Source organism: Erwinia sp. V90_4, assembly GCF_029967685.1.
Taxonomy (GTDB): domain Bacteria; phylum Pseudomonadota; class Gammaproteobacteria; order Enterobacterales; family Enterobacteriaceae; genus Erwinia; species Erwinia aphidicola.
The window spans coordinates 77,122-102,105 of the sequence record NZ_JASCAQ010000066.1; the positions used below are offsets into that span (position 1 = coordinate 77,122).

Below are 24,984 nucleotides of genomic sequence, written 5' to 3' on the forward strand. Positions count from 1 at the left end.
TTAGCTCTTTTTACCAAACGCGGCGGCGAGGGCATCGCCCATCGCGCTGTTACCGGCGGGCTGCGTGGCTGGGCGCGGCTTGCTGCCTTTTGCCGGGCGCGCATTGTCACGGCCGTTAGCCGCGCTGCTACCGCCGCCACGACGCGCGTTGGTTTCACCCGGCTGCTCGTCCAGGCGCATGGTCAGGGCGATACGCTTGCGCTGCAGATCCACTTCCATCACCTTTACTTTGACGATATCCCCGGCTTTCACCACTTTATGCGGATCATCAACAAACTTGTCGGAGAGGGAGGAGATATGTACCAGGCCGTCCTGATGCACGCCGACATCGACGAACGCGCCGAAGTTGGTGACGTTGGTGACGGAGCCTTCCAGCACCATGCCCGGCAGCAGATCGTTCATGGTATCAATGCCGTCGGCAAACTGGGCAGTTTTGAACTCTGGACGCGGATCGCGCCCCGGTTTTTCCAGCTCTTTGATGATATCGCTGACGGTTGGCACGCCGAAACGCTCGTCGGTGAAATCGACCGCGCGCAGGTCGCGCAGCACGGACGGGTTCCCCATCAGCTCATTCAGCGCCTGTTCGGTGGCGGCGAGAATGCGCTCCACCACCGGGTACGCTTCCGGGTGCACCGTGGAGGCATCCAGCGGGTTATCGCCCTGTGAGATGCGCAGGAAGCCCGCGCACTGCTCAAAGGCTTTCGGTCCAAGGCGGCCCACTTTCAGCAGCTGCTGGCGGTTCTGGAAGCGGCCGTTCTCATCACGCCAGCTGACAATATTCTGGGCGATCATTTTGCTCAGGCCGGCCACGCGGGTCAGCAGCGGCACTGAAGCGGTGTTCAGATCCACGCCTACGCCGTTTACGCAGTCTTCCACTACCGCATCCAGCTTCTTCGCCAGCTGGCTCTGACTCACGTCATGCTGGTACTGGCCCACGCCGATGGATTTAGGGTCGATCTTCACCAGTTCGGAGAGCGGATCCTGCAGACGGCGGGCAATGGATACCGCACCACGAATCGAAACGTCCAGGTCCGGGAACTCCAGCGCCGCCAGTTCAGAGGCGGAATAAACCGACGCGCCCGCCTCGCTGACGATCACTTTCTCGCCTTTCACCTGCGGGAACTGCTTCTGCACCTCAATGTAGAAACGCTCGGTTTCGCGTGAGGCGGTGCCGTTACCGATAGCCACCAGCTCAACGTTATGTTTGGTGCACAGCGCGGCCACTGTCGCCGCCGCTTTGGCGGTCTGCCCGGTGTGCGGGTAGATGGTATCGGTGGCAACCAGCTTGCCGGTCGCATCCACTACCGCTACTTTCACGCCGGTACGCAGGCCCGGATCGAGACCCATAGTGGCGCGCATCCCGGCCGGGGCCGCCATCAGCAGGTCATGCAGGTTGCGGGCAAACACGTTAATCGCTTCGTCTTCCGCCCGCTCGCGCACCGTGCCCATCAGCTCGGTTTCGAGGTGCAGCAGCACTTTGATGCGCCAGGTCCAGCTCACCACGGCTTTACGCCAGGCATCGGCCGGAGCGTTGTTGAGACGCAGGTTGAGGTGCTCGGTAATAATCTGTTCGCCGTGGCTTTCACGCGGCGGCTCGTCAAACTGCGGGTCGGCATTCAGCGACAGCTGCAGGATGCCTTCGTTGCGGCCACGGAACATGGCCAGTGCGCGGTGGGAAGGCACGCCGGACAGGGCTTCGTGATGGTCAAAGTAGTCGCGGAATTTCGCGCCTTCTTCCTGCTTGCCGTCAACCACGCGGGAGACGAGGTGAGCATTTTTCCACAGGTATTCACGCACTTTTGCCAGCAGGCTGGCGTCTTCGGCAAAGCGCTCCATCAGGATATAGCGCGCGCCATCCAGCGCCGCTTTGCTGTCGGCAACGCCTTTATCGGCGTCAACATAGCCCGCAGCCAGCTGCTCAGGATCGTGTTTTGGCTCCTGCCACAGCGTGTTGGCCAGCGGTTCCAGACCGGCTTCAATGGCGATCTGCCCGCGCGTGCGGCGCTTCTGTTTATACGGCAGGTAGAGATCTTCGAGCTCGGTTTTGCTCAGCGTGGCGTTAATCGCCGCGGCCAGCTCGTCGGTCAGTTTGCCCTGATCGGCGATGGATTTCAGAATGGACTGGCGGCGGTCAGCGAGTTCGCGCAGGTAGCCAAGGCGGGTTTCCAGCTGGCGCAGCTGGGTGTCGTCCAGCCCGCCGGTCACTTCCTTACGATAACGTGCGATAAACGGCACGGTATTACCTTCGTCCAGCAGGCGAACAGCGGCTTCAACCTGTTCAGCTCGGGCCTGCAGTTCACTTGCAATCAGGCGGCTCAGCGAATCTTTCATCATTGGGATACTTTAATGGCTTAAGAAATTGGCAACAGTTATACGGATTGCAGCGGCAGAATGCTACTTTACCCTTCATACTTCAAGCCGCAGGCGCGTTGGCTACATTCGTTCACCCGAATCACTTACTTATGTAAGCTCATCGGGATTCGCTCATTTGCCGCCTTCCTGCACCTCGAATTATTTTGGGTAAGAACAGGCCGCCGCGGTGCGGATTAGGATTCTTTAACGTAGCGGATGTCGTTGACGTACCACAGCGCTTCACCGACCGGCGTTTGCACGGTGGCGGCATCGCCGACCTCCTTCTTCAGCAGGGCGCGCGCCATCGGTGAGTCGATGGAGATGTAATCGTTACGGCCAAAAATTTCGTCATAGCCGACGATGCGAAAACGCTTGATCTCTCCGTCGTCATTCTCCACTTCCACCCAGGCGCCAAAGAACACTTTGCCATCCTGCTGCGGACTGTAATCGACGATGCGCAGCTGCTCCAGGCACTTGGTCAGGTAGCGCACGCGGCGGTCAATTTCCCGCAGGCGCTTCTTGTTGTACTGATAGTCGGCGTTTTCACTGCGGTCGCCAAGGCTGGCCGCCCAGGTCACCTTCTTCGTCACTTCCGGGCGCTCTTCGCGCCAGAGAAAATCCAGCTCTTTCTTCAGCAGATTGTAGCCTTCACGGGTAATCAGTTTTGTTTTCATCGTTCAGCCATCATCGTCGCGGTTTGCCCGCTATTCTGTGATGCCCGGCGTGCGGATGCAAATCACGCATTGCGAATTATCCCCGAACGTTACTGCTTGTTTGTTCTGACAAATACCGCGCGTGAACTTTGTGCTTCAGCCGTGGTTTTTTGCCAGAATTTCAAGATAAGCTGCTGTTTAATATGCTTTGTAACAATTTCGGCTACAATATAAACCATTATTGACTGTTACATTCAGGCATCTTTTTTGAAAATACCAGCTCAGGCAATAGCGCCTTTGGGAGTCACTCAATGCAAGAAAATTACAAAATCCTGGTGGTCGATGATGACATGCGTTTACGTGCGCTACTGGAACGCTATCTGACCGAACAGGGTTTCCAGGTGCGTAGCGTGGCAAATGCCGAGCAGATGGACCGTCTGCTGACGCGTGAATCCTTCCATCTGATGGTGCTGGACCTGATGTTGCCGGGCGAAGATGGCCTGTCGATCTGCCGCCGTCTGCGCAGCCAGAGTAACCCGATGCCGATCATTATGGTGACCGCGAAAGGTGAAGAAGTGGACCGTATCGTCGGGCTGGAAATCGGCGCGGATGACTACATTCCGAAGCCTTTCAACCCGCGTGAGCTGCTGGCGCGTATCCGTGCCGTGCTGCGCCGTCAGGCCAATGAGCTGCCGGGCGCCCCTTCGCAGGAAGAGGCGGTGATTGCCTTTGGTAAGTTCAAGCTGAACCTCGGCACGCGTGAGATGTTCCGTGAAGATGAGCCTATGCCACTGACCAGCGGTGAGTTTGCGGTACTGAAAGCGCTGGTCAGCCACCCGCGTGAACCGTTGTCGCGTGACAAGCTGATGAACCTGGCGCGTGGCCGCGAGTACAGTGCGATGGAGCGTTCTATCGACGTGCAGATCTCCCGCCTGCGCCGCATGGTGGAAGAAGATCCGGCCCATCCGCGCTACATCCAGACCGTCTGGGGCCTGGGTTATGTCTTCGTGCCGGACGGCAGTAAGGCATGAGGCGACTCCGCTTCTCTCCCCGCAGTTCATTTGCCCGCACGCTACTGTTGATCGTTACCTTGCTGTTTGTCAGCCTGGTAACGACCTATCTGGTGGTGCTTAACTTTGCCATACTGCCCAGCCTGCAGCAGTTTAACAAAGTGCTGGCGTATGAAGTGCGTATGTTGATGACCGACCGGCTGCAGCTGGAAGATGGCACGCAGCTGGAAGTGCCGCCGGCATTTCGCCGTGAGATATACCGCGAGTTGGGCATTTCGCTGTATACCAACGCGGCGGCGGAAGAGAGCGGATTACGCTGGGCGCAACACTACGAATTCCTCAGCCAGCAGATGGCGCAGCAGCTCGGTGGCCCGACCGATGTGCGCGTCGAGGTGAATAAAAACTCACCGGTGGTCTGGCTGAAAACCTGGCTGTCGCCCGATATCTGGGTGCGCGTGCCGCTGACTGAAATCCATCAGGGCGATTTCTCGCCGCTGTTCCGCTACACGCTGGCGATCATGCTGCTGGCGATTGGCGGTGCGTGGTTGTTTATCCGCATCCAGAACCGACCCCTGGTGGAGCTGGAGCACGCTGCGCTGCAGGTGGGTAAAGGGATTATTCCGCCGCCGCTGCGCGAGTATGGCGCGTCCGAGGTGCGTTCAGTTACCCGGGCTTTTAACCAGATGGCTTCCGGCGTTAAGCAGCTGGCCGATGACCGAACCCTGCTGATGGCCGGGGTCAGTCACGATCTGCGCACGCCGCTGACGCGTATCCGTCTGGCGACCGAGATGATGTCGGAGCAGGACGGCTACCTTGCGGAGTCGATTAACAAAGATATCGAAGAGTGTAATGCGATTATCGAACAGTTTATCGACTACCTGCGCACCGGCCAGGAGATGCAGTTTGAGCGTGCCGACCTCAACAGCGTGCTGGGCGAAGTGGTGGCCGCAGAGAGCGGCTACGAGCGTGAAATTGAAAATGCGGTGATGTCCGCCGAGCTGATGCTGGATATCAACCCGCTGGCCATCAAACGTGCCGTGGCGAATATGGTGGTTAACGCTGCCCGTTACGGTAACGGCTGGATTAAAGTCAGCTCCGGACGCGAGTTGCAGCGCGGTTGGTTCCAGGTGGAAGATGACGGCCCGGGCATTGAGCCGGACCAGCTGAAGCATCTGTTCCAGCCGTTTGTGCGCGGCGATAGCGCGCGCAGTACCAGCGGCACCGGCCTCGGCCTGGCGATTGTGCAACGTATTATCGATGCGCATCAGGGAACGCTGGAGATCGGCAAGAGCGATAAAGGCGGTCTGCGCATTCGAGCTTACCTGCCGCTGCCTCCGGCCAGCCTGCCCAGCCCGGTGGCGTAAAACGGGTCGACCGGAAAGGAAGGTCGACCCCTGCATGATGGCGGGCGTTCCAGGGGGCGATCCTTTACTCCGAACGACCCGCTATTGTTCGTTAACGTGACCAAAAAACAGCTCGGCAATCTTCGCATTGTCGATCGTCTCCCCGCTTAACGTCCGCACCAGGAACTCACTGCCCAGCAGCTGCAAAGAGATCACAATATCGGGCTGCACGCGCTTAATCTTCTGCAGATGCTGACTGTCGTTCACCAGGCAGATGGTGCGCGTTGCGCTACCGCCCGCCTCTTTTGCCGCCAGCACGATAAACGCATTCTCCGAATCATCGTTGCGCAGAGCGAGGATAAACTTCGCGTGTGCCGATCCCGCCTCCGTTAACACTTCCGAGCTGGAAGGATCGCCGATGACCAGGTCAGTTTCCGGCGGATACTGGTGCGCCAGCCCTTCCGGTACAATCACCGTTAACGCTTCCCCGCGCTGCTTCAGGCCGAGATAGACGCTGTGCGCCAGCGGCGTGGCACCGGCGATAATAAAATGATTTTTACGCATCACGCGGGTAAACCTCCCTTTGATAATTCTTTTCATATTGCCGCCCAGCACCGGGCCGATAATTACGCTGACCGACGTGGCAAACACGGTGATGCCCAGCAGAATAATGGAGACGGTAAACAGGCGCGCATGGGGGGTGAGCGGCACGATATCGCCAAAGCCTGCCGTCGACATACTGACGATTGAATAGTAGAACGCCATGGTGAGATCGCTGATGTGTGGCCGGAACTCTTCACCGAGGTACAGCGAGCCTAGTACGCCATACAGCAGCAGCGAGGTGATGCTGAGCAGGGCAAACAGGCTGCCTGCGGCCAGGCTGGCATGATGAAAGCGCCGCCACAACCACAGCAGCAGCAGGGTGTTGCCGAGCGTGGCGTACAGCAGCAGGTGCCGCGTATGCGGGTTGTTAAGTTCAAACAGCATCATCGCCAGCAGCAGCAGCAGTGAGAAAGCCCAGGCGATGCGCGCGCGCAGCAGTAAACCACAGCCGATAATCATCAGGCTCAGGCCGAGCATAAAGCGCGGGATCTCCAGCAGGCCAAACACCAGCAGGGCATTTTTCCAGGTGGTAAAACCGTCAATCACACCGGGCACGGAGTGCCATGCGTGGTGCAGGGAAGGGTGCAGAAAAAGATAGCCATTTATCGTCACCAGGCAGGCCAGCAGGTGAACGGGGTTAAACAGATAAAGCGTGTGGTGCAGCAGGCGTTTCACGTCACTGTGTTTCCAGAGCCAGGTCGGGATCCTATTTTAGCAGTTTGTCAGGTCGGACAATGAGTAATGTGCGGTAGGAGGCTGCTGGGCTTAAGTCAAAATGGGTCGACCGGAAAAAAGGGTCGACCCCTACGGCATTCTTGCAGTTGTAGGGGCAGACCTGTTTTTCGGTCGCCCCGTGATTATTTTTAGAGAGCAGGTCCGGCCTTCACCAGCGCCTCACCGGCATGCGTGTCGGTGAACTTATCGAAGTTGCTGATAAAGCGTTGCGCCAGGTCGCGGGCTTTCACTTCCCAGTCGGCGGCGCTGGCGTAGGTGTTGCGCGGATCGAGCAGGTGGCTGTCGACGCCCGGCAGCGCCAGCGGTATCTCAAGGTTGAAAATCGGCAACGTTGCCGTCTCCGAATGGGCGATTTCACCGCTGAGGATCGCGTTGATGATGGCGCGGGTATCCTTCAGCGAGATGCGCTTGCCGCTGCCGTTCCAGCCGGTATTCACCAGCCAGGCTTCCGCTCCCGCGGCCTGCATGCGCTTCACCAGCACTTCAGCGTACCGGGTAGGGTGCAGCGTCAGGAACGCGGCGCCAAAGCAGGCGGAGAAAGTTGGGGTGGGCTCGGTCACGCCGCGCTCGGTGCCCGCCAGTTTGGCGGTAAAGCCGGACAGGAAGTGATACTGCGTCTGTTCTGGCGTCAGGCGCGACACCGGCGGCAGCACGCCAAAAGCATCGGCGGTCAGGAAGATCACTTTCTTCGCATGGCCTGCTTTCGATACCGGTTTAACAATGTTGTCGATGTGGTAGATCGGGTAGGAAACGCGGGTGTTTTCGGTTTTGCTGCCGTCGTCGTAATCCACCGTTCCATCGGCGCGCACCACCACATTTTCCAGCAGCGCGTCGCGGCGGATAGCGTGATAGATCTCGGGTTCAGCCTGCTCGGACAGTTTGATGGTTTTGGCGTAGCAGCCGCCTTCAAAGTTAAACACGCCGTCGTCGTCCCAGCCATGCTCGTCATCACCAATCAGCTGGCGCTGCGGGTCGGTCGACAGGGTGGTTTTGCCAGTGCCGGACAGGCCAAAGAACACCGCCACATCGCCTTTTTCACCGACGTTGGCCGAACAGTGCATTGCGGCAATGCCCTTAAGCGGCAGCAGGTAGTTCATGATGGCGAACAGCCCCTTTTTCATCTCGCCGCCGTACCAGGTACCGCCAATCAGCTGGATTTTCTCCGTCAGGTTAAACGCCACAAAGTTTTCTGAATGCAGCCCCTGAGCCTGCCAGTCCGGGTTGGTGCATTTCGCCCCGTTCATCACCACAAAGTCAGGCTTAAAGTCAGCCAGGCCTTGCGCATCCGGGCGGATAAACATGTTTTTGACGAAGTGGGCCTGCCAGGCGACTTCGGTAATAAAGCGCACGCTCAGGCGGCTGTCCGGGTTGGCGCCGCACCAGGTATCGACCACAAATAAGCGCTTACCAGAGAGCTGGGTGGTGACGAGGTTTTTCAGCGACTGCCAGTTCTCCTGCGACAGCGGCTGATTGTCATTCTTGCCTTTACCCTGGTCATTCCACCACAGCGTGTCGCGCGTGACGTCATCGCGCACGATATATTTATCTTTTGGCGAGCGGCCGGTAAAAATACCGGTATCGACGGCAACCGCGCCTGATTGGGTCACTATTCCGCGTTCAAAACCCTGTAAACCGGGCTGGGTTTCTTCCTTAAACAGCGTGTCATAATCGGGGTTATGAACTACCTCAACCGTATCAGTGATGCCATAAGCAACGAGGTCCTGCTTGGTCAGGTCGTTAGCGCGCATGTTACTGCTCCTTTGTCGGTTTTTTGTACTGCTGCAGATGTAGGGGTGTTTCGACGATTTTGCCGTAATGCCTGGCACATTCGGGCGGCTGGCACCGTGACGATCGCGCGCAGTTTACACCTGTCAGACGACAGAGAAAGAGGCAAAAGGAAGAAATGAGAGGCGACACGCGATTCGCTGTAAAGCGGCGTGATTTGTTTCATTTATTAACTAAAGTAAGTGCGATAAGCCAGTGATAAATATCGTGGAATTGCGCATGAAATGGTTGAAAACTCGGCATGTTGGCGATAGAAAGTATCGCATTTTTTTGCTACGAGAAGTTTGTTATGCACAGCATGAGAGTGCAGGGCCAGGAAGACCTGGCCCGAAGGGATTAGTGAACCTGTTGGTCACCGGCAGCTGAATCATTACGGATGGCCGCGATGTCTACGCTGTCAAAGACGTAATGGTTGCCGCAGTAGTCACAGTGCATGTCGATCTCACCGTCTTCCTGCAGGATCTGATCCACTTCTTCCGGCGGCAGCGTGCTCAGCACATCACCACAGCGCTCGCGCGAGCAGGTGCATTTAAAGCAGACGTTTTGCGGCTCGAACAGCGTGACTTCTTCCTCGTGGAACAGGCGCCACAGCACCTCGTTCGCCGGCAGGTCCAGCAGCTCTTCGGTCTTGATGGTTTCCGTCAGCGTCGCCAGATGGTTGAACTCATCCAGGCTGGCATCCTGCGCGGGCAGCACCTGCAGCAGAATGCCGCCTGCGCCCGCTTGGCCTTCACTTTCGCCGGTGCGGATAAACAGACGGGTTGGCAGCTGCTCAGAGCGCATGAAGTAGTCCTCAAGACACTCTGCCAGCGTTTCGCCTTCCAGCCCAACCACGCCCTGATAGCGCTCACCCTCTTTTGGCGAGATGGTGATCACCAGGTAGCCGTTACCGACCATCTCTTTCAGGCTGCTGCCGTCAGCAATCTCGCCCTGCATACGGGCCACACCGCGCATCTCCTGCTGATTATTACCGTTAATAACCGCCATATTCAGTGCGCCATCACCCTGCAGCTGGACCGTGATGTCGCCGTCAAACTTCAGGGTGGCGGTCAGCAGGCTGGTCGCTACCAGCAGTTCGCCAAGCACCTGCTGCACCGGCTGTGGGTAGTCGTGGCCGTCGATAATCTCGCGCCAGGTCTGGGAAATACCTACCAGTTCGCCACGCACGGCGTGATTTTCAAACAGGAAGCGGTGCATCTGGTCTTGCTGGGACATAAGTTTTTCTCTCTTTAATGGCGCGTTATTCGTCGCCAGAATTTTTAAATTTCATCAGGTCGCGACGCTCCTTTTTATCCGGGCGTCGGTCCGGGTGCGGCATACTGAGCGCATTCATCTTGCGTGCCTGCGCGACCTTTTCCCGTTTTTCAATACTTTCTGCCGTCTCGCGATACAGCTGCTGGGCAATCGCTGCCGGACCGCGCTTATCACTGACGCCTTCGATCACCACGGTGCGCTGGTCATTACCCTGGCGCAGCACCAGCTCAGCATCGACTTCAACCAGCTTGCTGGGTTTGCTGCGCTGGCCGTTGTAATGCACCTTGCCGCCTTCAATCATCTCGCGTGCCGCAGCACGGGTTTTATAAAAGCGGGCGGCCCAGAGCCATTTATCAAGCCGCACCCCTTCTGTGGGTTTCTCTTTCATCGCTGGGTTCCTTTTTGGATTCACCTTATATATGGGGCTAACGCCATAAATCAAGGCGCGCTGCGGCGGATACTCACGCGCAACGTGTTCAGGCAGGTAAAGCGGAGAGTCTCAGCCTTAAAAATAGCACAGATGCGGCGATGCTCAGAACATCGGCCGCACGGTCTGGATGTCGCTTAGCGAGTGGTTAAAGCACTTCTCATAATACTGATGAATTTCCATCAGGCGCACGCGGTGGCGATGCATGCGGCGCAGCGCCAGCAGGCTGTTAATCACCAGGCTCAGCGCCAGCACCAGCAGTAACAGACTGCTGGCAAGATAGCGCCACAGGGTGAGGCTATCCGGTTCACTGTGCAGAGCGATGTGGCGCGTGCCGTTGGCATCGGTGGTGATGCTGGTAATAATGCCGCTGGCGCTAAACGGAGTGTGCAGCAGCATGCCGGAGAGCCGCTGCAGTTCCGGCCACTGGTCCGGCGCATTGTAATCAAACAGTGAGACCGCCGGTGCTGGCTGATTGACGAACTGACGGCCCTCATCGCTGAGGATCAGGAAGCCACCCGGGGGAGGGCTGTTCAGCGCTTCTGCCGCACGACGCGTTTCGCGGTAGAAGAAGGAGGAGGTGGCGGTATTGACCAGATTTTCCAGCGCCTCTGCACTGACCGGGCGCAGCAGCACGTTCATGCCGTTCAGCGCGCCGGAGTTAGCGCGGTGCACCAGCGTTTGCCAGTCTTTCGCGTTCCCCAGGTTGACCAGCGCATTTTTCAGGCGCACACAGTCCTGCTCCTGGCTGCACAGATCCTGGGTTTTCTGCACGATATCGGAGAAGTCATCCAGCAGGATCATGCCCGACTTCTGAATGGCAGTCGCCAGCTGCGGGTTAAGTTTCGGGTCGGTACTGGACTGCGGGTGCAGCTGCATGCTGGTGGTGTCCAGCAGCGCCGTTGCCTTATCGATAATATCGGACTGCGGCAGCGGCAGCGGTTCCGCATTGTTCCAGTACATGGCCGAACAGTCGAACGGCATAAACGCATAGCTGCGGTTGCCCTGGTAGGTCGCCGGGATCGAACACATTCCGCTGCCGTTTACCTTCAGGCTGTCACCGACGTGCAGCGGGGCTTTTTCCAACTCGCTGACCTGGGTAACCTGCAAACTTTCCGTGCCTTTGATCCACGCCAGGCTAAGTTTCAGCGGCATGCTGAGCGGGATCCAGCTTATCAGCAGCGCCAGCAGGATCAGCGAACCCACCGCCAGCACGACATTTTTACGCCAGCGCTGGACAGGGAAGTTGCGCACCTCATCCTGTAGCGAGAGGAAGCGCCCCTGGCGCACCACCTGACGGTTGAGGTAGATATCAATTTCGGTGGTCTGGCCAAGATCCTGGGCGACATAGGGTTGCCAGTGCGGCGGGTAGATTAAGTCGATAATGCCGAGCGAGATATTGCTGGCCTGCCCCTGATTAGATTCGCCAAACAGTCCCCAGCGCTTCGGCGCGCCGCGCAGGCAGTGAATTTCGCGCAGATCATTTTCGCCAGGGCGGCGATAGATAAACCAGGCACTGACCGCGATGATGGCAACGCCCGCCAGGATCAGCCAGGGCATCAACACTATTGGCCCGACCAGGCTGATAAAGAACAGCAGCAGCGCGATACAGATAGCGACCGCTTCACGCGTGCCGTCAGGTCGGCTTAGCGCGTACTCTTCTGCACTCTCTTTGCGCACGCTCAGCAGCTCAATATTTTCGCCCTCTTCCTTACGGATAGAGGCATTCTGCCCGGTAGCGCGCACCATTGGCGTCAGCGCGGGCGCTTCCCAGCTGTACTGCGTCAGCGAGTGACCATTAAGTGAGATCACCAGCGGAATGGTTTGCGTTTTGATCAGCTCAACGTAGTTCTCTTCCGCGATATGTTGTTCCCACAGCGGCGGCAAATGCACTTCGACGGCATCAAGGTAGTAGCGCCATTTGTGGGGTTCATCGGTAGAGAGGCCGTAGCGGGTAATCGAGCGGGTGACGGGGTAGACATTGTTGCTTTGCGAGGTGAGCACCAGCTGATCGGGCGAACTGCTGGCTCCGCTGGGCAGAGTCTGATTTTGGCTGCCCAACTGCGCCACGTAGCGTTCAACCGCCGCGCGCTCTTCGTTGCTCAGCTTGCGATAGGGGGGACTGATAAATGGCAGTGGTTTCGCCAACGGCGGGCGATGCCGCATAGCGTACCAAAAGAAACAACCTGCCGTTACCGAGCAGGCCAGCATTACAGCCAATATGATGACTATTGTGCTCATGCTTCCCTCATTCCTGCCACAATGCTCCTGTCGACGTTCTCGCGTAAGACTGTGTCATATCTAACCCAATTGTGGCGAGTTTAAACAGTGCTGGCTGTCAGCTGTGTGATTAAAAATAGCGCTAAAAATCATAAAATTAGAATAATTGTATACCATGGCCGATGTAGATGTTACCAGGCATTTGGCCACTTAAGTATCGGCATATTCCTATTTATTAGTCTGATAATTGACATTCTTTAAAAGATTTTTCTCATGTTTACAATGATTTGTTATAAATAAGTAAAATGATTCATGCGATGATTGGTTTCCTGCGGCGGCTACCGCACAATGGACAATAACACGGTCAGCACCTGAATTCGCCGGGTGGATGACGCTCACTTTTTGGCTTTTCGCTGGGGCCCTTATGACCAGACAATTACAAAAACCTGCCATCCTTAATGTTGAGGTCGCAGCGCGATCGAAACTGTTCACGGTGGAATCGGTCGACCTTGAGTTCAGCAACGGCCAGCGCCGGGTCTATGAGCGCATGCGATCTTCAGGCCGGGAAGCGGTGCTCATCGTGCCGATTATTGATGATCATCTGATCCTGATCCAGGAGTACGCGGTCGGGCTGGAGAGCTACGAACTGGGCTTCCCGAAAGGGTTGATCGACCCGGGTGAAACACCGTTTGACGCCGCTAACCGCGAGCTGAAAGAAGAGGCGGGCTTTGGCGCGCATCAGCTGGAGCAGCTGGGTAAACTGACCATGGCGCCGTCTTATTTCTCCAGTCAGATGAATATCGTGGTGGCAGAAGGGCTATATCCGGAAAAGCTGGAGGGTGACGAGCCTGAACCGCTGCCGCAGATGCGCTGGCCGCTGAACAATCTGCTGGCGCTGCTGGAGGAGCCGGATTTCCGCGAGGCGCGCAACGTCAGCGCGCTGTTCCTGGTGCGCGAGTGGCTGGTGAAGCAGGGCAGGGTAACGTATTAAAAAAATGCCGGGCGATTGCCCGGCATTTTTGTATCAGAACAGCTCGTGGCTTTCGCCGTTATCCATCAGCGTGGTGCCGACGTCATGCACTGAATACTCCGTCGGCTGGGTGCCGTTGATAAAGTATTCGTCGCGGGTATTGCCGCCGCCGTTCGCCAGCTTGCCGGTGCTGCGATCAATCTTCACCGTCACCACCCCTTCCGGCGGCGTCAGCGGCTGCAGCGGAACGCCGTCCAGCGCCGCTTTCATGTAATCATCCCAGGCTGGCTGTGCGCTCTTGGCGCCGCCTTCATAGCCGGAGATCTGATCTTTAATCGCTCCGGAAGCCGTGGTGCGCCCCAGATCGCGGCGGTGGTCGTCAAAGCCGATCCACACGGATGTCACCACCCCAGGACCGTATCCGGAGAACCAGGCATCCTTCGAGCTGTTAGTGGTACCGGTTTTACCGCCGATATCATTACGCTTAAGGTCACGCCCGGCGCGCCAGCCGGTACCCATCCAGCCCGGTTCGCCGAAGATGTTGGAGTTCATCGCGCTCTTGATCAGGAACGACAGCGGCGTGTTAATCACGTGCGGCGCATACTCCGGCTGTTCGTCCTGCTTATGCTGAGGAACCTGCTCCAGCTCCGGTCTCGGCACGACAGGGTTAGTGCCTTCCTGCGAAACTGCGACGTTTTCCACGCTGTCTTCACTCAGCGCCACCGCTTTTTTGGTTTCGCCGTAGATCACCGGCAAATTGCACTCCGGGCAGGCCACTTTTGGCTTCGCTTCAAAGACTTTATTCCCCTCTTCATCCTCGATGCGGGTAATAAAGTACGGGTCTACCAGGAAGCCGCCGTTAGCCATCACCGAGTACCCGCGCACCATCTGCAGCGGCGTAAAGGCCGCCGAGCCGAGCGCCAGCGATTCGGTGTGCACGATGTTCTGAGCCGGGAAGCCAAAGCGCTGTAAATATTCCGCGGCGTAGTCGACGCCCATGGCGCGCATGGCGCGCACCATCACCACGTTCTTCGACTCACCCAGCCCCTGACGCAGGCGAATCGGGCCGGCGTAGCTGTTAGGCGAGTTTTTTGGGCGCCAGTCGGCACCGGCACCGGCATCCCAGCGGGAAATCGGCACATCGTTGAGGATCGACGCCAGCGTCAGGCCACGATCCATGGCGGCGGTGTAGAGGAACGGTTTGATATTTGAACCGACCTGGCGCAGCGCCTGGGTTGCGCGGTTGAACTTGCTCAGGTTGAAGTCGAAACCGCCAACCAGTGCGCGTACTGCGCCGTCGTGCGGGTCGAGCGATACCAGCGAAGAGTTGACGTCCGGCACCTGAGCCAGCTGCCAGTCGTTGTCGACCTTGCGTACCCAGATCTGCTGGCCCGGCTGCAATACCTGGCTAACCGAGCGCGGAGTGGCGCCCTGTAAGGTGTCGGACTTGTATGGACGCGCCCAGCGCACCGCAGCCAGATTGAGCGCGATGTTGCTGCCGTCACGCATCGCCACGGTAGCTTCATCACTGCTGCTGGCGGTCACTACCGCCGGGAACAGCGGGCCGTAAACCGGCAGCGCTTTCAGCGTTTTCAGGATTTGAGCGTGATCCCACGCTGGCTGGCCGGCTTTCCACAGTTCGCTGGACGGGCCGCGATAGCCGTGGCGCATATCATAGGCAATGACGTTGTCCTGCACCGAGTCCTGCGCCGCCAGTTGCAGCTTGCGGGTCACGGTGGTGTAAACCTTGTAGCCGTCGTTATAGGCGTTTTCGCCATAACGTTTAATCATCTCCTGGCGCACCATTTCGGTCAGGTACGGAGCGGAGAAAGCGATTTCCGGCGCGTGATAGTTCGCCACCAGCGGCGTGTTGCGCGCTTCTGTGTACTGCGCCTGGCTGATGTAATGCTGGTCAAGCATGCGCGCCAGCACGGTGTTGCGGCGCTGTACGGCACGATCGTGCGAGTAAAGTGGGTTAAAGGTCGACGGCGCTTTAGGCAGGCCGGCGATCATCGCCATTTCACTCAACGACAGCTGATCAACATTCTTACCAAAGTAAACCTGTGCTGCAGCCCCCACGCCGTAAGCGCGATAGCCGAGGTAGATTTTGTTCAGATACAGCTCAAGGATCTCGTCTTTACTCATCATCTGCTCAATGCGGATGGCGAGGAAAGCCTCCTTGATCTTACGCATCAGCGTGCGTTCGGGGCTGAGGAAGAAGTTACGCGCCAGCTGCTGAGTGATGGTACTGGCACCCTGCGAAGCATGGCCGGAAACCAGTGCAATACTGGCGGCACGGAAGATGCCGATCGGATCGACGCCGTGATGCTCGTAGAAGCGGCTATCTTCGGTCGCGATGAAGGCTTTCACCATCTGCGGCGGGATTTCCTGCAGGGTCAGGGGAATACGGCGTTTCTCACCGTACTGCGCGATAAGCTCGTTATCGGCACTGTAAACCTGCATAGGCGTCTGCAGACGCACATCTTTCAGCGTGGCGACATCGGGCAGCTGCGGCTCTATATATTTGTATAAACCATAGATCGAGCCTGCTCCCAGCAAAATGCAACACACTGCAAGGATCAATAAATACTTTACGAACTTCACCTGATATTTCCCATTTAAAGTCGATTGGGCAGTTTATAAACAATCGCGCGGTAGTATAAAGGCAAGCCAGTACCTTGGATACGTCCTTTTGTAACTGACGATAAGGAGATCGCGTCAATGGCTTTTCAGACATGGCAAGTTGGGTTGGATATTCAAAACGGGCAGTTGTGCGCCCTCGGCATCCAGCGCCGTCGAAACGGCTGGCAGCTGCGCCACTGGTGGCAGCATACGTTGCCGCAAGATACGTTAAGTCATGGCCTGGTGCAACGGCAGGACATTCTGGTCGCACTGCTGCAGCGCTGGCGCAGGCAACTCCCTTCCCGTATCTCACTGCGCGTCGGTTTCCCGCCACAGCTGGTGATGCAGCGCCAGCTGGCTCTTCCCACCACGCAATTACGCGAGCCAGAGCGTAGCAGCTACATCACGGCGGCGGCGAGGCGATTTTTCCCAATTGCACCGGAGGCGCTGGCGCTCGATTACCGCCGCGGGTGGGGAACCGATGCGCCTGTCTACCTGACGGCAGCGCGCCAGGAGGCGCTGCACAGCTGGCAAAACTGCCTGCAGCTGGCGGGCCTGACTCCGCAGGTGCTGGAGCTGACCCCGGCCGCCCTGTTCGCGCTGGCGGACAATTTACGGCTCGATCCTGCCGCCGCGCTGGTACATCGCCTCAGCGACCACTGGCTGTGGTTCGCACCGCAGCATCGCGAGCAGCCCTGGGGCTGGTGCCCGCTGGACGATGCCCCGGACTTCGCCACCCTGCAGCAGCGTTATCTGCAGGAGAGCAGCACGCTGTGGTACAGCTCGGCGCTGGCGGAGAGCTGCCCGCCCGGCACTCAGCTACTTACCCCTTTAAGCGTGCTGCAGAGCTATCAGCCCCCGATGCCGGCGTGTGAAGGCGCGTTTGCTCTGGCGACCGGGCTGGCGCTGCGCCCGGAGGATTGCTGATGGTATGGGTAAATCTGTTGCCCTGGCGACAGGCCGCGCTGCGGCAGCGCAAGCGGTTGTGGGGCCTGCTTGCCCTGGGGGCCGTGCTGATGCTGGTGGGGTTACTGCTGGGCGGAGTGGCGCAGCGCCGCCTCAACCAGCAGCAGATGGAGGGGCTGGCAATATGGCGAACCGGGCTTAATCTGGCCACGCAGCTGAAGGCCCGCAGCGTGGCGGCACAGCAGCAGTTTGCCCTGCTACAAAGTCGGCAGGCTGAGCGGCAGCAGCGTCTGCAGCGTCTGGCGCGCTGGCAGCAGTTTGCCAATGCGCTCGGCGCGGCATTCCCTGCCGATCTCTGGCTGCAGCAGATGGTGAAAGGCGAGCATAGCCTTGAGATTAACGGCTTCGGTCGCCGCATCGAAAGCCTGCATCAGCTGCGCCAGCAGCTGGAGAATATGCCGATCTTTCGCCAGGTGACGCTGGGGCAGATACAGCGTAGCCGCGATCGTGCACTGGAATTCACCCTGCAGGCGCAGCTTCCTGGCGCTAAGGAACGCGCGGATGACTAACCGCTGGCTGACCGGCTGGCTGCAGGCTGAGCCCTGGCTGCGGGTGGTGAGCTTTACGCTCGCGGCACTGCTGCTGGCAGGCCTACTGTGGCTGTGCTGGCTGCATCCGGCGCAGCGGCAGCTGCAGACGCTGGAGCAGCAGCAGCGTCTGCAGGCGCGGCGTTACTCCAGTCAGATCTCCGCGCTGCGTTTGCAACCCGCGTTGCGCACAGTGCAGCAGCAGATTGCCCAACTCCAGCAGCAGAGCGAACCCGCTAAGGCGCATCTCTTTTCACTCCCCAGGCTGCTGGCGCACAGCGGGGCGGTGCTTGAGCACTGGCACCCCACGCCGCACGGCGGAGAGCTGGCCCTGACGCTAAGCTGGGCGCAGTTTGGCGCTCTGCTGGGCTATCTCACCACCCTGCAACCGAGCGTAGAAATACCCCGCTTTCGCCTGAAGCGGGCGGGGGCGCAGCTGCATCTGGTGCTGGAGCTAAACGATGCTTCCTAAGCTAGCGCTGCTGCTGTTACTGCTGGCGAGCGGCAGCCACGCGCGCGACCCTTTCTTTTTGCAGGAGAGCCGCTGCCAGCCAGCGACCGGTGATGCGCCCGCGGGCTGGCGTCTGCTCGGCATCGTTGGCCGACCGGGCCACTACCACGCCTGGCTGCGTTCACCGCTGGGCAGCACGCTGCACGGCCAGATCGGCGACGCGCTGCCAGCGACCGCGTGGCAGCTTGCCGCTATCGACTGGCTCAGCGCCTCGCTTTCCCCCTCACAGGATTGCCCGCCCGTCATAAAGCTGACGTTAAAAGGACAACAAAATGCACAGGATGCTCTTCCTCTGGCTGGTGCTGATCAGCCCGCTCTCACTGGCGCAGGCGCCTCTGTCACTGGCGTTCGATGACGCGCCCATCGGCCAGGTGTTACAGGCGCTGGCGGACTATCAGCAGCTGAATCTGGTGGTGGCCCCCGGCGTGGAGGGCAACCTCTCGCTGCGGTTGAAAGGGGTGCCGTGGCAGCAGGCGCTGTCTCTGGTGATGAAAATGGGGCGGCTGACCACGCAGCAGCAGGGCAACGTGCTGCTGGTGTTTCCCGAAAGCTGGCAGCAGGAGGAGCAGCGCAAAGCCGATGCCCGTCGTGAGGAACAACAGCAAAATCTGCCGCTGCACAACCTGACGCTGACGTTGCAGCACGCGGATGCGGCAGCGGTCAACGCCAGCCTGCAAAATGAGCGCGCCCGGCTGATGACGGCGCGCGGCAGCATTACGCTGGATAGCCGCACCAACAGCCTGCTGCTGCGCGATACCGATCGCGCACTGCAAGAGGCTGAACGCTGGGTGCGCCAGCTGGATGTGCCGCTGGAGCAGATTGAGCTGGCGGCGCAGATTGTCACCATCAGCGAAGAGAACCTGCGCGAGCTGGGCGTGAACTGGGGGCTGAGCGGAGAAGAGCAGGTAGCGAGCGCGCTGCGCACCAGCCAGCTGCGGGTCGATCTCGGGGTGCCTCATCCGGCCGGGCGCGTGGGCTTCACGCTGGCCAGGCTCGACGGTCGCCTGCTGGATCTTGAGCTGAGCGCGCTGGAGAGTGAACATCAGGCGGATATTATTGCCAGCCCGCGCTTATTTACTTCGCATCAGCAGACGGCCAGCATTAAGCAGGGCACGGAGATCCCCTATGAGGTGGCGACCGGCAACAGCGGCTCTACCACCATGGAATTTAAAGAAGCGATGCTGGGAATGGAAGTGACGCCGGTGGTGCAGGCCAATGGTCGGATTTTGCTGAAACTGCACATTTCGCAAAATATGCCGGGGCGCAACATGCGCAGCGGCGTTAATGAGGTGCTCACCATCGATAAACAGGAGATCGACACGCAGGTGATCCTGAAGGATGGTCAGACGCTGGCGCTGGGCGGCATATTCCAGCAGCAGAGCGCGACAGGGCGCAGTAAAGTGCCGGTACTTGGCGATATTCCGCTGCTCGGTGGCCTTTTCCGCCATGACGTGCGTGAGCAAAAAAGGCGCGAACTGGTGATCTTTATCACGCCGAGATTAGTGCGTAGTGACTAATGCGCTTTTTGGCGGCAAACGACAGAACCTGCATGTTTTTTCCCGAATTGGTCACAGTTGCGTTTGACGCAAGGGCGGAATTAGCTTACAAGGTTTAGCGATTTTGAATTATGGGCCAGGTGCCCGCAGCAGCGAATGCTTTTTAACCGTTTTTTATCGTGCGCAAGCGGCGTAGCCGATGCAACCACATCCGGCTGATAAATGAAGCGGACTGAAACGCGCCAAAATATTGCGTGCAATGGGCAAGGTAAATTTAATCGGTTGCCAAAACACCTTCAGTGTTGAGATAATTTTTAGTCTGACTCTCGCACTATCGCTCATGAGGTTTCAGTTCATGTCCTGCCTGGTTTAAGGCGGGGTATCATCAACGAATTGTCTTAGTAATACCGAAAAAATGGCAGAGAAACGCAATATCTTTCTGGTTGGGCCTATGGGTGCCGGCAAAAGCACTATTGGGCGTCAGTTAGCTCAACAACTCAATATGGAATTTTTCGATTCCGATCAAGAAATTGAGCGACGTACCGGAGCGGATGTGGGCTGGGTTTTTGACGTCGAAGGCGAAGAAGGCTTCCGCGATCGCGAAGAAAAAATCATCAATGAACTCACTGAAAAGCAGGGCATTGTGCTGGCGACTGGTGGCGGTTCCGTCAAGTCGCGCGAAACGCGCAATCGTCTCTCCGCCCGTGGCGTAGTGGTGTATCTTGAAACGACTATCGAAAAGCAACTGGCACGTACCCAGCGCGACAAAAAACGTCCGCTGCTGCAGGTGGATTCTCCACCACGCGAAGTGCTGGAAGCATTAGCTGATGAACGCAATCCGATGTATGAAGAGATTGCCGACGTCACCATTCGCACTGACGATCAGAGTGCGAAAGTGGTCGCTAATCAGATTATCAATATGTTGGAAAAGAGCTGAGTAACGCTCTGATGGCCCCGCGTGGGCGCAGCAAAAAAGGTGATACAGCGTCATGGAGAGGATTACCGTAACTCTTGGGGAGCGCAGTTACCCCATTACTATCGCCGCCGGGTTGTTTGCAGATCCGGCTTCTTTTTGGCCGCTTAAAGCGGGCGATCAGGCCATGCTGGTGACCAACCAGACGCTGGCTCCTCTCTATCTTGACGCGCTGCGTTCCCGCCTCGAAAGCGTGGGCGTGGTGGTAGACCAGGTGATTTTACCGGACGGCGAGCAGTTTAAGACGCTGGCGGTAATGGACCAGGTATTTACTGCACTTCTGGCAAAGCCACACGGCCGAGATACCACCCTGATTGCTTTAGGTGGCGGTGTGATCGGCGATTTAACCGGCTTTGCCGCGGCCAGCTACCAGCGTGGCGTACGCTTTATTCAGGTGCCCACTACGCTGCTGTCGCAGGTCGACTCTTCCGTTGGTGGCAAAACTGCCGTCAACCATCCGCTCGGCAAAAATATGATTGGCGCGTTTTATCAGCCAGCGTCGGTGGTGGTCGATCTCGACTGCCTCAATACGCTGCCTGCACGCGAACTCTCTTCAGGCCTGGCGGAAGTGATCAAATACGGCATTATTCTTGACGGTGAGTTCTTCAACTGGCTGGAGCAGAATCTTGATGCTCTGCTGGCGCTGGACGGCGCAGCGATGGCGTACTGTATTCGCCGCTGCTGCGAACTGAAAGCCGAAGTCGTGGCTGCTGATGAACATGAACAGGGTCTGCGTGCGCTGCTCAATCTTGGCCATACTTACGGCCATGCGATTGAAGCACACATGGGCTACGGTAAGTGGCTGCACGGTGAAGCGGTTGCCGCCGGGATGGTGATGGCAGCACGCAACGCCGAGCGTCTTGGGCAGTTCAGCTCACAGGATACCGACCGTATTATCGCGCTGCTGCAGCGTGCCGGTTTACCGGTGAACGGACCAGAAAGCATGGCGGCGGAAGATTATCTGCCGCACATGATGCGCGATAAAAAGGTGCTGGCTGGTAAACTGCGCCTGGTACTGCCACTGGCAATCGGCAAAGCCGAAGTGCGTAGCGGTGTGCCACATGATATGGTGCTGGCATCCATTCAGGATTGCCAAAAGTCCTGATAACAATGTGCAAGCCAGCCACTGGCAACACTGACAGATGTATCACCGTCCACAGGGTTTGGACGGCAACGCCGCTCTATGGGAGGAGGTTAAATGGACGAGTTTAAACCGGAAGACGAGTTAAAACCTGACACCAGCGACCGCCGCCCGACGCGGCCGCGCAAAGCGTCTTCTGCGCCTAAAGTGCCAGTTTCCCGCCAGCATATGATGATGGGCATCGGGATCCTGGTGCTGCTGCTGTTAGTGCTGGGCATCGGCTCGGCGCTGAAATCACCGGACAGCGGCAGTGAGAAGAGTGCGCAGCAGCCTGCGGCTCCGGCCACCAGCGGCGGCGAGAAAAATATCGATCTGTCTGGCTCCTCTTCCATGAGCGGGCAATCCGGTCAGCCGGCCACGACGGAGAACAGTGCGTCAGCCGCGGGCCAGCCTGCTGCACCGCAGGACGTCAGCGTGCCACCTATCTCCCCAACGCCAACCGATGCGCCGCAGATGCAGACGCCTGCCAACCAGCAGCGTGTCGAATTGCCTGGCGATCTGAACAACGCGCTGAGCAATCAGCAGGGTCAGGTCGATGCAGCGGCGCAGGCCGGGCAGGGCGGTTCGTCTCTGCCTACCGGTGCTGCAACGGTGGCACCCGGTGGTGAAACCCCGCGCCAGGTAACCAACAAACCGTCAGCGGCGAGCCATCAGCCTGCACGCCAGACAACGCATGCCGCCGCGGCCCATGACAGCAAAGCGGCAACGGCGCACAAACCGACCGCCAGCAAGCCCGCAGTGAAAGAGAACAAGCCAGCGGCAACGGCCAGCCACAGTGGCGGCACGCCAGGCGGCAACTTCACGCTGCAGCTGAGCAGTGCTTCACGCTCAGACACGCTGAATGCGTGGGCGAAAAAACAGAATTTATCCGGCTACCATGTGTACCAGACAACGCGCAACGGTCAGCCGTGGTACGTGCTGGTCAGTGGCTCTTATGGCACCTCGGCCGAGGCTAAGCGTGCTGTTGCTTCGCTGCCCGCTGAAGTTCGCGCCCAGAACCCATGGGTGAAACCGGTCAGTCAGGTTAAAAAAGAAGCCGGTAAGTAATATTTTGCCGGGGTAACCCGGCATTTCCTCAAGTGTGTGAGCGTGCCAAAAGCACGTCGATCATTTAAAGCGCAGATATGCTGTCGGTGTAACCACAGCCTGATGAGTAAAGTAATAAACGACGGCATGAAAAAAAATCGCGCTTTTTTGAAGTGGGCTGGTGGCAAGTACCCGTTACTCGATGATATTCGACGCCATCTCCCGGAGGGGGATTGCCTGATCGAGCCGTTTGTCGGTGCCGGCTCAGTCTTCCTCAATACCCAATATTCCCGCTACATTCTGGCTGACATTAACAGCGACCTGATCAACCTCTATAACATCGTTAAAGAGCGTGCGGATGAGTTCGTTGCCGATGCGCGCGTGCTGTTTACGCCGCAGGGGAATGACTCCGAGGTCTATTATGCCTGTCGCCAGGAGTTCAATCAGTGTACTGATGCCTATCGCCGCGCGGTGCTGTTTCTCTACCTCAACCGCCACTGCTATAACGGGCTGTGCCGCTACAACCTGAGCGGTGAGTTCAACGTGCCGTTTGGCCGCTACCGCAAGCCCTACTTCCCGGAAGATGAGCTTTACTGGTTTGCCGAGCGTGCACAACATGCGACCTTTGTCTGCGAATCTTACGATGTTACGCTGGGGAAAGCGCGGCAGGGGGCAGTGGTGTATTGCGACCCACCCTATGCGCCTCTGTCGGCCACGGCCAACTTTACCGCGTACCACACCAACAGTTTCACCATGCGCGAGCAGCAGCATCTGGCCGAACTGGCCACTATGCTGGCGCAGGAGAACAGCATTACCGTGCTGATCTCCAACCATGACACTCCGCTAACGCGCGAGTGGTATCAGGCGGCGACCAAGCTGCACGAAATCAAAGTGCGCCGCTCAATCAGCAGTATTGGCGGAAGTCGCCTAAAGGTTAATGAACTGCTGGCGCTGTATACTGGCCGGTGATGAGAGCCTGACGTCAGGCACAACCAGGGAGAAACGGATGAAACAGTTTTTAATTGCCCCATCAATTCTTTCCGCAGACTTTGCCCGCCTGGGCGAAGACACCGCTAAAGCACTGGCTGCCGGTGGTGATGTGGTGCATTTCGATGTGATGGATAATCATTACGTTCCGAACCTTACAATGGGCCCGATGGTCCTGAAAGCCCTGCGCGATTACGGCGTGACTGCCCCTATTGACGTGCATCTGATGGTGAAACCCGTTGATCGCCTGGTGCCTGACTTTGCTAAAGCCGGTGCCAGCTATATCACCTTCCATCCTGAAGCCTCCGAACACGTTGACCGCACGTTACAGCTGATCAAAGAACACGGCTGTAAAGCGGGCCTGGTGCTGAATCCGGCCACGCCGCTCAGCATTCTGGATTATGTGATGGATAAGCTTGATGTGATCCTGCTGATGTCGGTTAACCCCGGGTTTGGCGGCCAGTCGTTTATTCCCGGCACGCTGAACAAACTGCGTCAGGTGCGTAAACTTATCGACCAGAGCGGCTACGACATTCGTCTGGAAGTGGACGGCGGCGTCAAAGTCGACAACATTGGCGCGATCGCAGAAGCGGGCGCCGATATGTTTGTCGCCGGTTCGGCGATTTTTGGTCATCCCGATTACAAAAAAGTGATCGACGATATGCGGACAGAACTGGAGAAATCTCGTCATGGGGCATTTCACTAATATCCGGGCGCTGGCCTTCGATCTCGATGGCACGCTGACCGACAGCGCACCGGGGCTGACCAGCGCGGTGGATGGGGCGCTCAGCGCACTGAACCTGCCGGCAGCCGGGATTGCGCGCGTTTCGACCTGGATTGGCAACGGTGCCGATATTCTGATTGAGCGGGCGTTGACCTGGGCGCTGGGCCACGCGCCTTCGCCTGCGCTGATCGGTGACGCACGCGTGCTGCTGGACCAGCACTACGCCTCGCACGTTGACGGCGGCAGCCTGCTCTATCCGCAGGTTAAAGAGACGCTGGCCGCTCTGGCTAAACACAATCTGCCTATGGCGCTGGTGACCAACAAGCCGACCCCGTTTGTCGCGCCGCTGCTGGCTTCACTGGGCATTGCTGACTATTTTTCGCTGATTATCGGCGGCGACGATGTCGTGGCTAAGAAGCCGCATCCGGCACCGCTGTTCCTGGTGCTGGGCACGTTTGGCCTGCTGCCGGGCGAGTTAGTGTTTGTCGGTGACTCGCGCAATGATATTCTGGCGGCGCAGGCGGCAGGATGTCCCTGCATCGGCCTGACCTACGGCTACAACTATGGCGAGCCCATCGCCACCAGCCAGCCTGACGTCACGCTCGATCACTTTAACGATTTGTTGCCCGCACTCGGGCTGTAATTATTCAGGACGGAAA

At 58.2% G+C, this 24,984-nt stretch carries 22 protein-coding genes; 14 read left to right on the plus strand and 8 right to left on the minus strand.

Annotated elements, in window-relative coordinates:
- Together QLG07_RS21305 and greB are read right to left on the minus strand one after the other, a co-directional pair.
- Positions 1-2,334 (minus strand): Tex family protein, encoded by a 2,334-nt coding sequence (locus tag QLG07_RS21305; protein WP_282470127.1) that lies wholly within the window; start codon positions 2,332-2,334, stop codon positions 1-3.
- A 212-nt stretch (positions 2,335-2,546) separates the two neighbouring features.
- A complete protein-coding gene (greB, locus tag QLG07_RS21310; RefSeq protein ID WP_048917689.1) occupies positions 2,547-3,026 on the minus strand; it encodes a transcription elongation factor GreB in 480 nt (159 codons plus the stop codon).
- 290 nt (positions 3,027-3,316) lie between these two features.
- Between greB and ompR the strand changes: the two genes are divergently transcribed.
- A complete protein-coding gene (gene ompR / locus QLG07_RS21315; RefSeq protein WP_001157751.1) occupies positions 3,317-4,036 on the plus strand; it encodes a two-component system response regulator OmpR in 720 nt (239 codons plus the stop codon).
- Complete coding sequence (gene envZ, locus QLG07_RS21320; RefSeq protein ID WP_099753504.1) at positions 4,033-5,379, plus strand: two-component system sensor histidine kinase EnvZ; 1,347 nt, start codon at positions 4,033-4,035, stop codon at positions 5,377-5,379. The genes ompR and envZ overlap by 4 nt, the downstream gene beginning before the upstream one ends.
- A gap of 81 nt (positions 5,380-5,460) precedes the next feature.
- On the opposite strand, the gene kch is transcribed toward envZ, so the two are convergent.
- From kch to QLG07_RS21345, 5 genes are all read right to left on the minus strand, one after another.
- Positions 5,461-6,636: a voltage-gated potassium channel protein gene (gene kch, locus QLG07_RS21325; RefSeq protein WP_282470128.1), complete on the minus strand. Its 1,176-nt coding sequence runs from the start codon at positions 6,634-6,636 to the stop codon at positions 5,461-5,463.
- 188 nt (positions 6,637-6,824) lie between these two features.
- Entirely contained in the window at positions 6,825-8,444 is a 1,620-nt protein-coding gene (pckA, locus tag QLG07_RS21330) for a phosphoenolpyruvate carboxykinase (ATP) (RefSeq protein ID WP_048917686.1), read from the minus strand.
- A 373-nt stretch (positions 8,445-8,817) separates the two neighbouring features.
- Positions 8,818-9,696 (minus strand): Hsp33 family molecular chaperone HslO, encoded by an 879-nt coding sequence (hslO, locus tag QLG07_RS21335; RefSeq protein ID WP_282470129.1) that lies wholly within the window; start codon positions 9,694-9,696, stop codon positions 8,818-8,820.
- A 25-nt stretch (positions 9,697-9,721) separates the two neighbouring features.
- On the minus strand, positions 9,722-10,123 hold the full coding sequence (gene hslR / locus QLG07_RS21340; RefSeq protein ID WP_048917684.1) for a ribosome-associated heat shock protein Hsp15: 402 nt from the start codon (positions 10,121-10,123) through the stop codon (positions 9,722-9,724).
- Between the two features lie 144 nt (positions 10,124-10,267).
- Complete coding sequence (locus QLG07_RS21345) at positions 10,268-12,403, minus strand: intracellular growth attenuator family protein (RefSeq protein ID WP_048917683.1); 2,136 nt, start codon at positions 12,401-12,403, stop codon at positions 10,268-10,270.
- A gap of 403 nt (positions 12,404-12,806) precedes the next feature.
- Here QLG07_RS21345 and nudE point away from each other — a divergent pair, with 403 nt between their 5' ends.
- The gene (nudE, locus tag QLG07_RS21350; RefSeq protein WP_099753502.1) at positions 12,807-13,373 is read left to right on the plus strand and encodes an ADP compounds hydrolase NudE; all 567 of its coding nucleotides are present in this window, start codon (positions 12,807-12,809) and stop codon (positions 13,371-13,373) included.
- Positions 13,374-13,406: 33 nt separating this feature from the next.
- Here nudE and mrcA read toward each other — a convergent pair whose 3' ends face one another.
- Positions 13,407-15,956, minus strand: coding sequence for a peptidoglycan glycosyltransferase/peptidoglycan DD-transpeptidase MrcA (gene mrcA / locus QLG07_RS21355; RefSeq protein ID WP_282470130.1), 2,550 nt, complete (start codon positions 15,954-15,956; stop codon positions 13,407-13,409).
- 117 nt (positions 15,957-16,073) lie between these two features.
- On the opposite strand from mrcA, the gene pilM reads away from it, so the two are divergent.
- The 11 genes from pilM to QLG07_RS21410 all read left to right on the plus strand — a co-directional run bounded on the left by pilM (position 16,074) and on the right by QLG07_RS21410 (position 24,968).
- Complete coding sequence (gene pilM / locus QLG07_RS21360; protein WP_048917680.1) at positions 16,074-16,901, plus strand: pilus assembly protein PilM; 828 nt, start codon at positions 16,074-16,076, stop codon at positions 16,899-16,901.
- The gene (locus tag QLG07_RS21365; protein WP_282470131.1) at positions 16,901-17,449 is read left to right on the plus strand and encodes a PilN domain-containing protein; all 549 of its coding nucleotides are present in this window, start codon (positions 16,901-16,903) and stop codon (positions 17,447-17,449) included. The genes pilM and QLG07_RS21365 overlap by 1 nt, the downstream gene beginning before the upstream one ends.
- Entirely contained in the window at positions 17,442-17,939 is a 498-nt protein-coding gene (locus QLG07_RS21370) for a hypothetical protein (RefSeq protein ID WP_282470132.1), read from the plus strand. The genes QLG07_RS21365 and QLG07_RS21370 overlap by 8 nt, the downstream gene beginning before the upstream one ends.
- Positions 17,929-18,333 carry a DUF2531 domain-containing protein gene (locus QLG07_RS21375; RefSeq protein ID WP_282470133.1) on the plus strand — a complete coding sequence of 135 codons (405 nt, stop codon included), beginning with the start codon at positions 17,929-17,931 and terminating at the stop codon, positions 18,331-18,333. The genes QLG07_RS21370 and QLG07_RS21375 overlap by 11 nt, the downstream gene beginning before the upstream one ends.
- Positions 18,251-19,495, plus strand: a complete 1,245-nt coding sequence (gene hofQ, locus QLG07_RS21380; RefSeq protein WP_048917676.1) for a DNA uptake porin HofQ — start codon at positions 18,251-18,253, stop codon at positions 19,493-19,495. The genes QLG07_RS21375 and hofQ overlap by 83 nt, the downstream gene beginning before the upstream one ends.
- A 394-nt stretch (positions 19,496-19,889) precedes the next feature.
- Positions 19,890-20,411, plus strand: coding sequence for a shikimate kinase AroK (gene aroK / locus QLG07_RS21385; RefSeq protein ID WP_048917675.1), 522 nt, complete (start codon positions 19,890-19,892; stop codon positions 20,409-20,411).
- Positions 20,412-20,463: 52 nt separating this feature from the next.
- The gene (aroB, locus tag QLG07_RS21390) at positions 20,464-21,552 is read left to right on the plus strand and encodes a 3-dehydroquinate synthase (protein ID WP_282470134.1); all 1,089 of its coding nucleotides are present in this window, start codon (positions 20,464-20,466) and stop codon (positions 21,550-21,552) included.
- A gap of 93 nt (positions 21,553-21,645) precedes the next feature.
- A complete protein-coding gene (locus QLG07_RS21395) occupies positions 21,646-22,635 on the plus strand; it encodes an SPOR domain-containing protein (RefSeq protein ID WP_230050296.1) in 990 nt (329 codons plus the stop codon).
- Positions 22,636-22,761: 126 nt separating this feature from the next.
- The gene (gene dam / locus QLG07_RS21400; protein WP_048917696.1) at positions 22,762-23,583 is read left to right on the plus strand and encodes an adenine-specific DNA-methyltransferase; all 822 of its coding nucleotides are present in this window, start codon (positions 22,762-22,764) and stop codon (positions 23,581-23,583) included.
- Between the two features lie 37 nt (positions 23,584-23,620).
- Positions 23,621-24,307 carry a ribulose-phosphate 3-epimerase gene (gene rpe / locus QLG07_RS21405; protein WP_048917672.1) on the plus strand — a complete coding sequence of 229 codons (687 nt, stop codon included), beginning with the start codon at positions 23,621-23,623 and terminating at the stop codon, positions 24,305-24,307.
- Positions 24,291-24,968 carry a phosphoglycolate phosphatase gene (locus QLG07_RS21410; protein ID WP_048917671.1) on the plus strand — a complete coding sequence of 226 codons (678 nt, stop codon included), beginning with the start codon at positions 24,291-24,293 and terminating at the stop codon, positions 24,966-24,968. The genes rpe and QLG07_RS21410 overlap by 17 nt, the downstream gene beginning before the upstream one ends.
- Positions 24,969-24,984: the final 16 nt, after the last annotated feature.

What these genes read in the sequence shown, in the direction of transcription:
- QLG07_RS21305 (WP_282470127.1), bottom strand. Translation starts at nt 2,334, where the DNA reads ATGATGAAAGATTCGCTGAGCCGCCTGATTGCAAGTGAACTGCAGGCC.
- greB (WP_048917689.1), bottom strand. Translation starts at nt 3,026, where the DNA reads ATGAAAACAAAACTGATTACCCGTGAAGGCTACAATCTGCTGAAGAAA.
- ompR (WP_001157751.1), top strand. Translation starts at nt 3,317, where the DNA reads ATGCAAGAAAATTACAAAATCCTGGTGGTCGATGATGACATGCGTTTA.
- envZ (WP_099753504.1), top strand. Translation starts at nt 4,033, where the DNA reads ATGAGGCGACTCCGCTTCTCTCCCCGCAGTTCATTTGCCCGCACGCTA.
- pckA (WP_048917686.1), bottom strand. Translation starts at nt 8,444, where the DNA reads ATGCGCGCTAACGACCTGACCAAGCAGGACCTCGTTGCTTATGGCATC.
- hslO (WP_282470129.1), bottom strand. Translation starts at nt 9,696, where the DNA reads ATGTCCCAGCAAGACCAGATGCACCGCTTCCTGTTTGAAAATCACGCC.
- hslR (WP_048917684.1), bottom strand. Translation starts at nt 10,123, where the DNA reads ATGAAAGAGAAACCCACAGAAGGGGTGCGGCTTGATAAATGGCTCTGG.
- QLG07_RS21345 (WP_048917683.1), bottom strand. Translation starts at nt 12,403, where the DNA reads ATGAGCACAATAGTCATCATATTGGCTGTAATGCTGGCCTGCTCGGTA.
- nudE (WP_099753502.1), top strand. Translation starts at nt 12,807, where the DNA reads ATGACCAGACAATTACAAAAACCTGCCATCCTTAATGTTGAGGTCGCA.
- pilM (WP_048917680.1), top strand. Translation starts at nt 16,074, where the DNA reads ATGGCTTTTCAGACATGGCAAGTTGGGTTGGATATTCAAAACGGGCAG.
- QLG07_RS21365 (WP_282470131.1), top strand. Translation starts at nt 16,901, where the DNA reads ATGGTATGGGTAAATCTGTTGCCCTGGCGACAGGCCGCGCTGCGGCAG.
- QLG07_RS21370 (WP_282470132.1), top strand. Translation starts at nt 17,442, where the DNA reads ATGACTAACCGCTGGCTGACCGGCTGGCTGCAGGCTGAGCCCTGGCTG.
- QLG07_RS21375 (WP_282470133.1), top strand. Translation starts at nt 17,929, where the DNA reads ATGCTTCCTAAGCTAGCGCTGCTGCTGTTACTGCTGGCGAGCGGCAGC.
- hofQ (WP_048917676.1), top strand. Translation starts at nt 18,251, where the DNA reads ATGCACAGGATGCTCTTCCTCTGGCTGGTGCTGATCAGCCCGCTCTCA.
- aroK (WP_048917675.1), top strand. Translation starts at nt 19,890, where the DNA reads ATGGCAGAGAAACGCAATATCTTTCTGGTTGGGCCTATGGGTGCCGGC.
- aroB (WP_282470134.1), top strand. Translation starts at nt 20,464, where the DNA reads ATGGAGAGGATTACCGTAACTCTTGGGGAGCGCAGTTACCCCATTACT.
- QLG07_RS21395 (WP_230050296.1), top strand. Translation starts at nt 21,646, where the DNA reads ATGGACGAGTTTAAACCGGAAGACGAGTTAAAACCTGACACCAGCGAC.
- dam (WP_048917696.1), top strand. Translation starts at nt 22,762, where the DNA reads ATGAAAAAAAATCGCGCTTTTTTGAAGTGGGCTGGTGGCAAGTACCCG.
- rpe (WP_048917672.1), top strand. Translation starts at nt 23,621, where the DNA reads ATGAAACAGTTTTTAATTGCCCCATCAATTCTTTCCGCAGACTTTGCC.
- QLG07_RS21410 (WP_048917671.1), top strand. Translation starts at nt 24,291, where the DNA reads ATGGGGCATTTCACTAATATCCGGGCGCTGGCCTTCGATCTCGATGGC.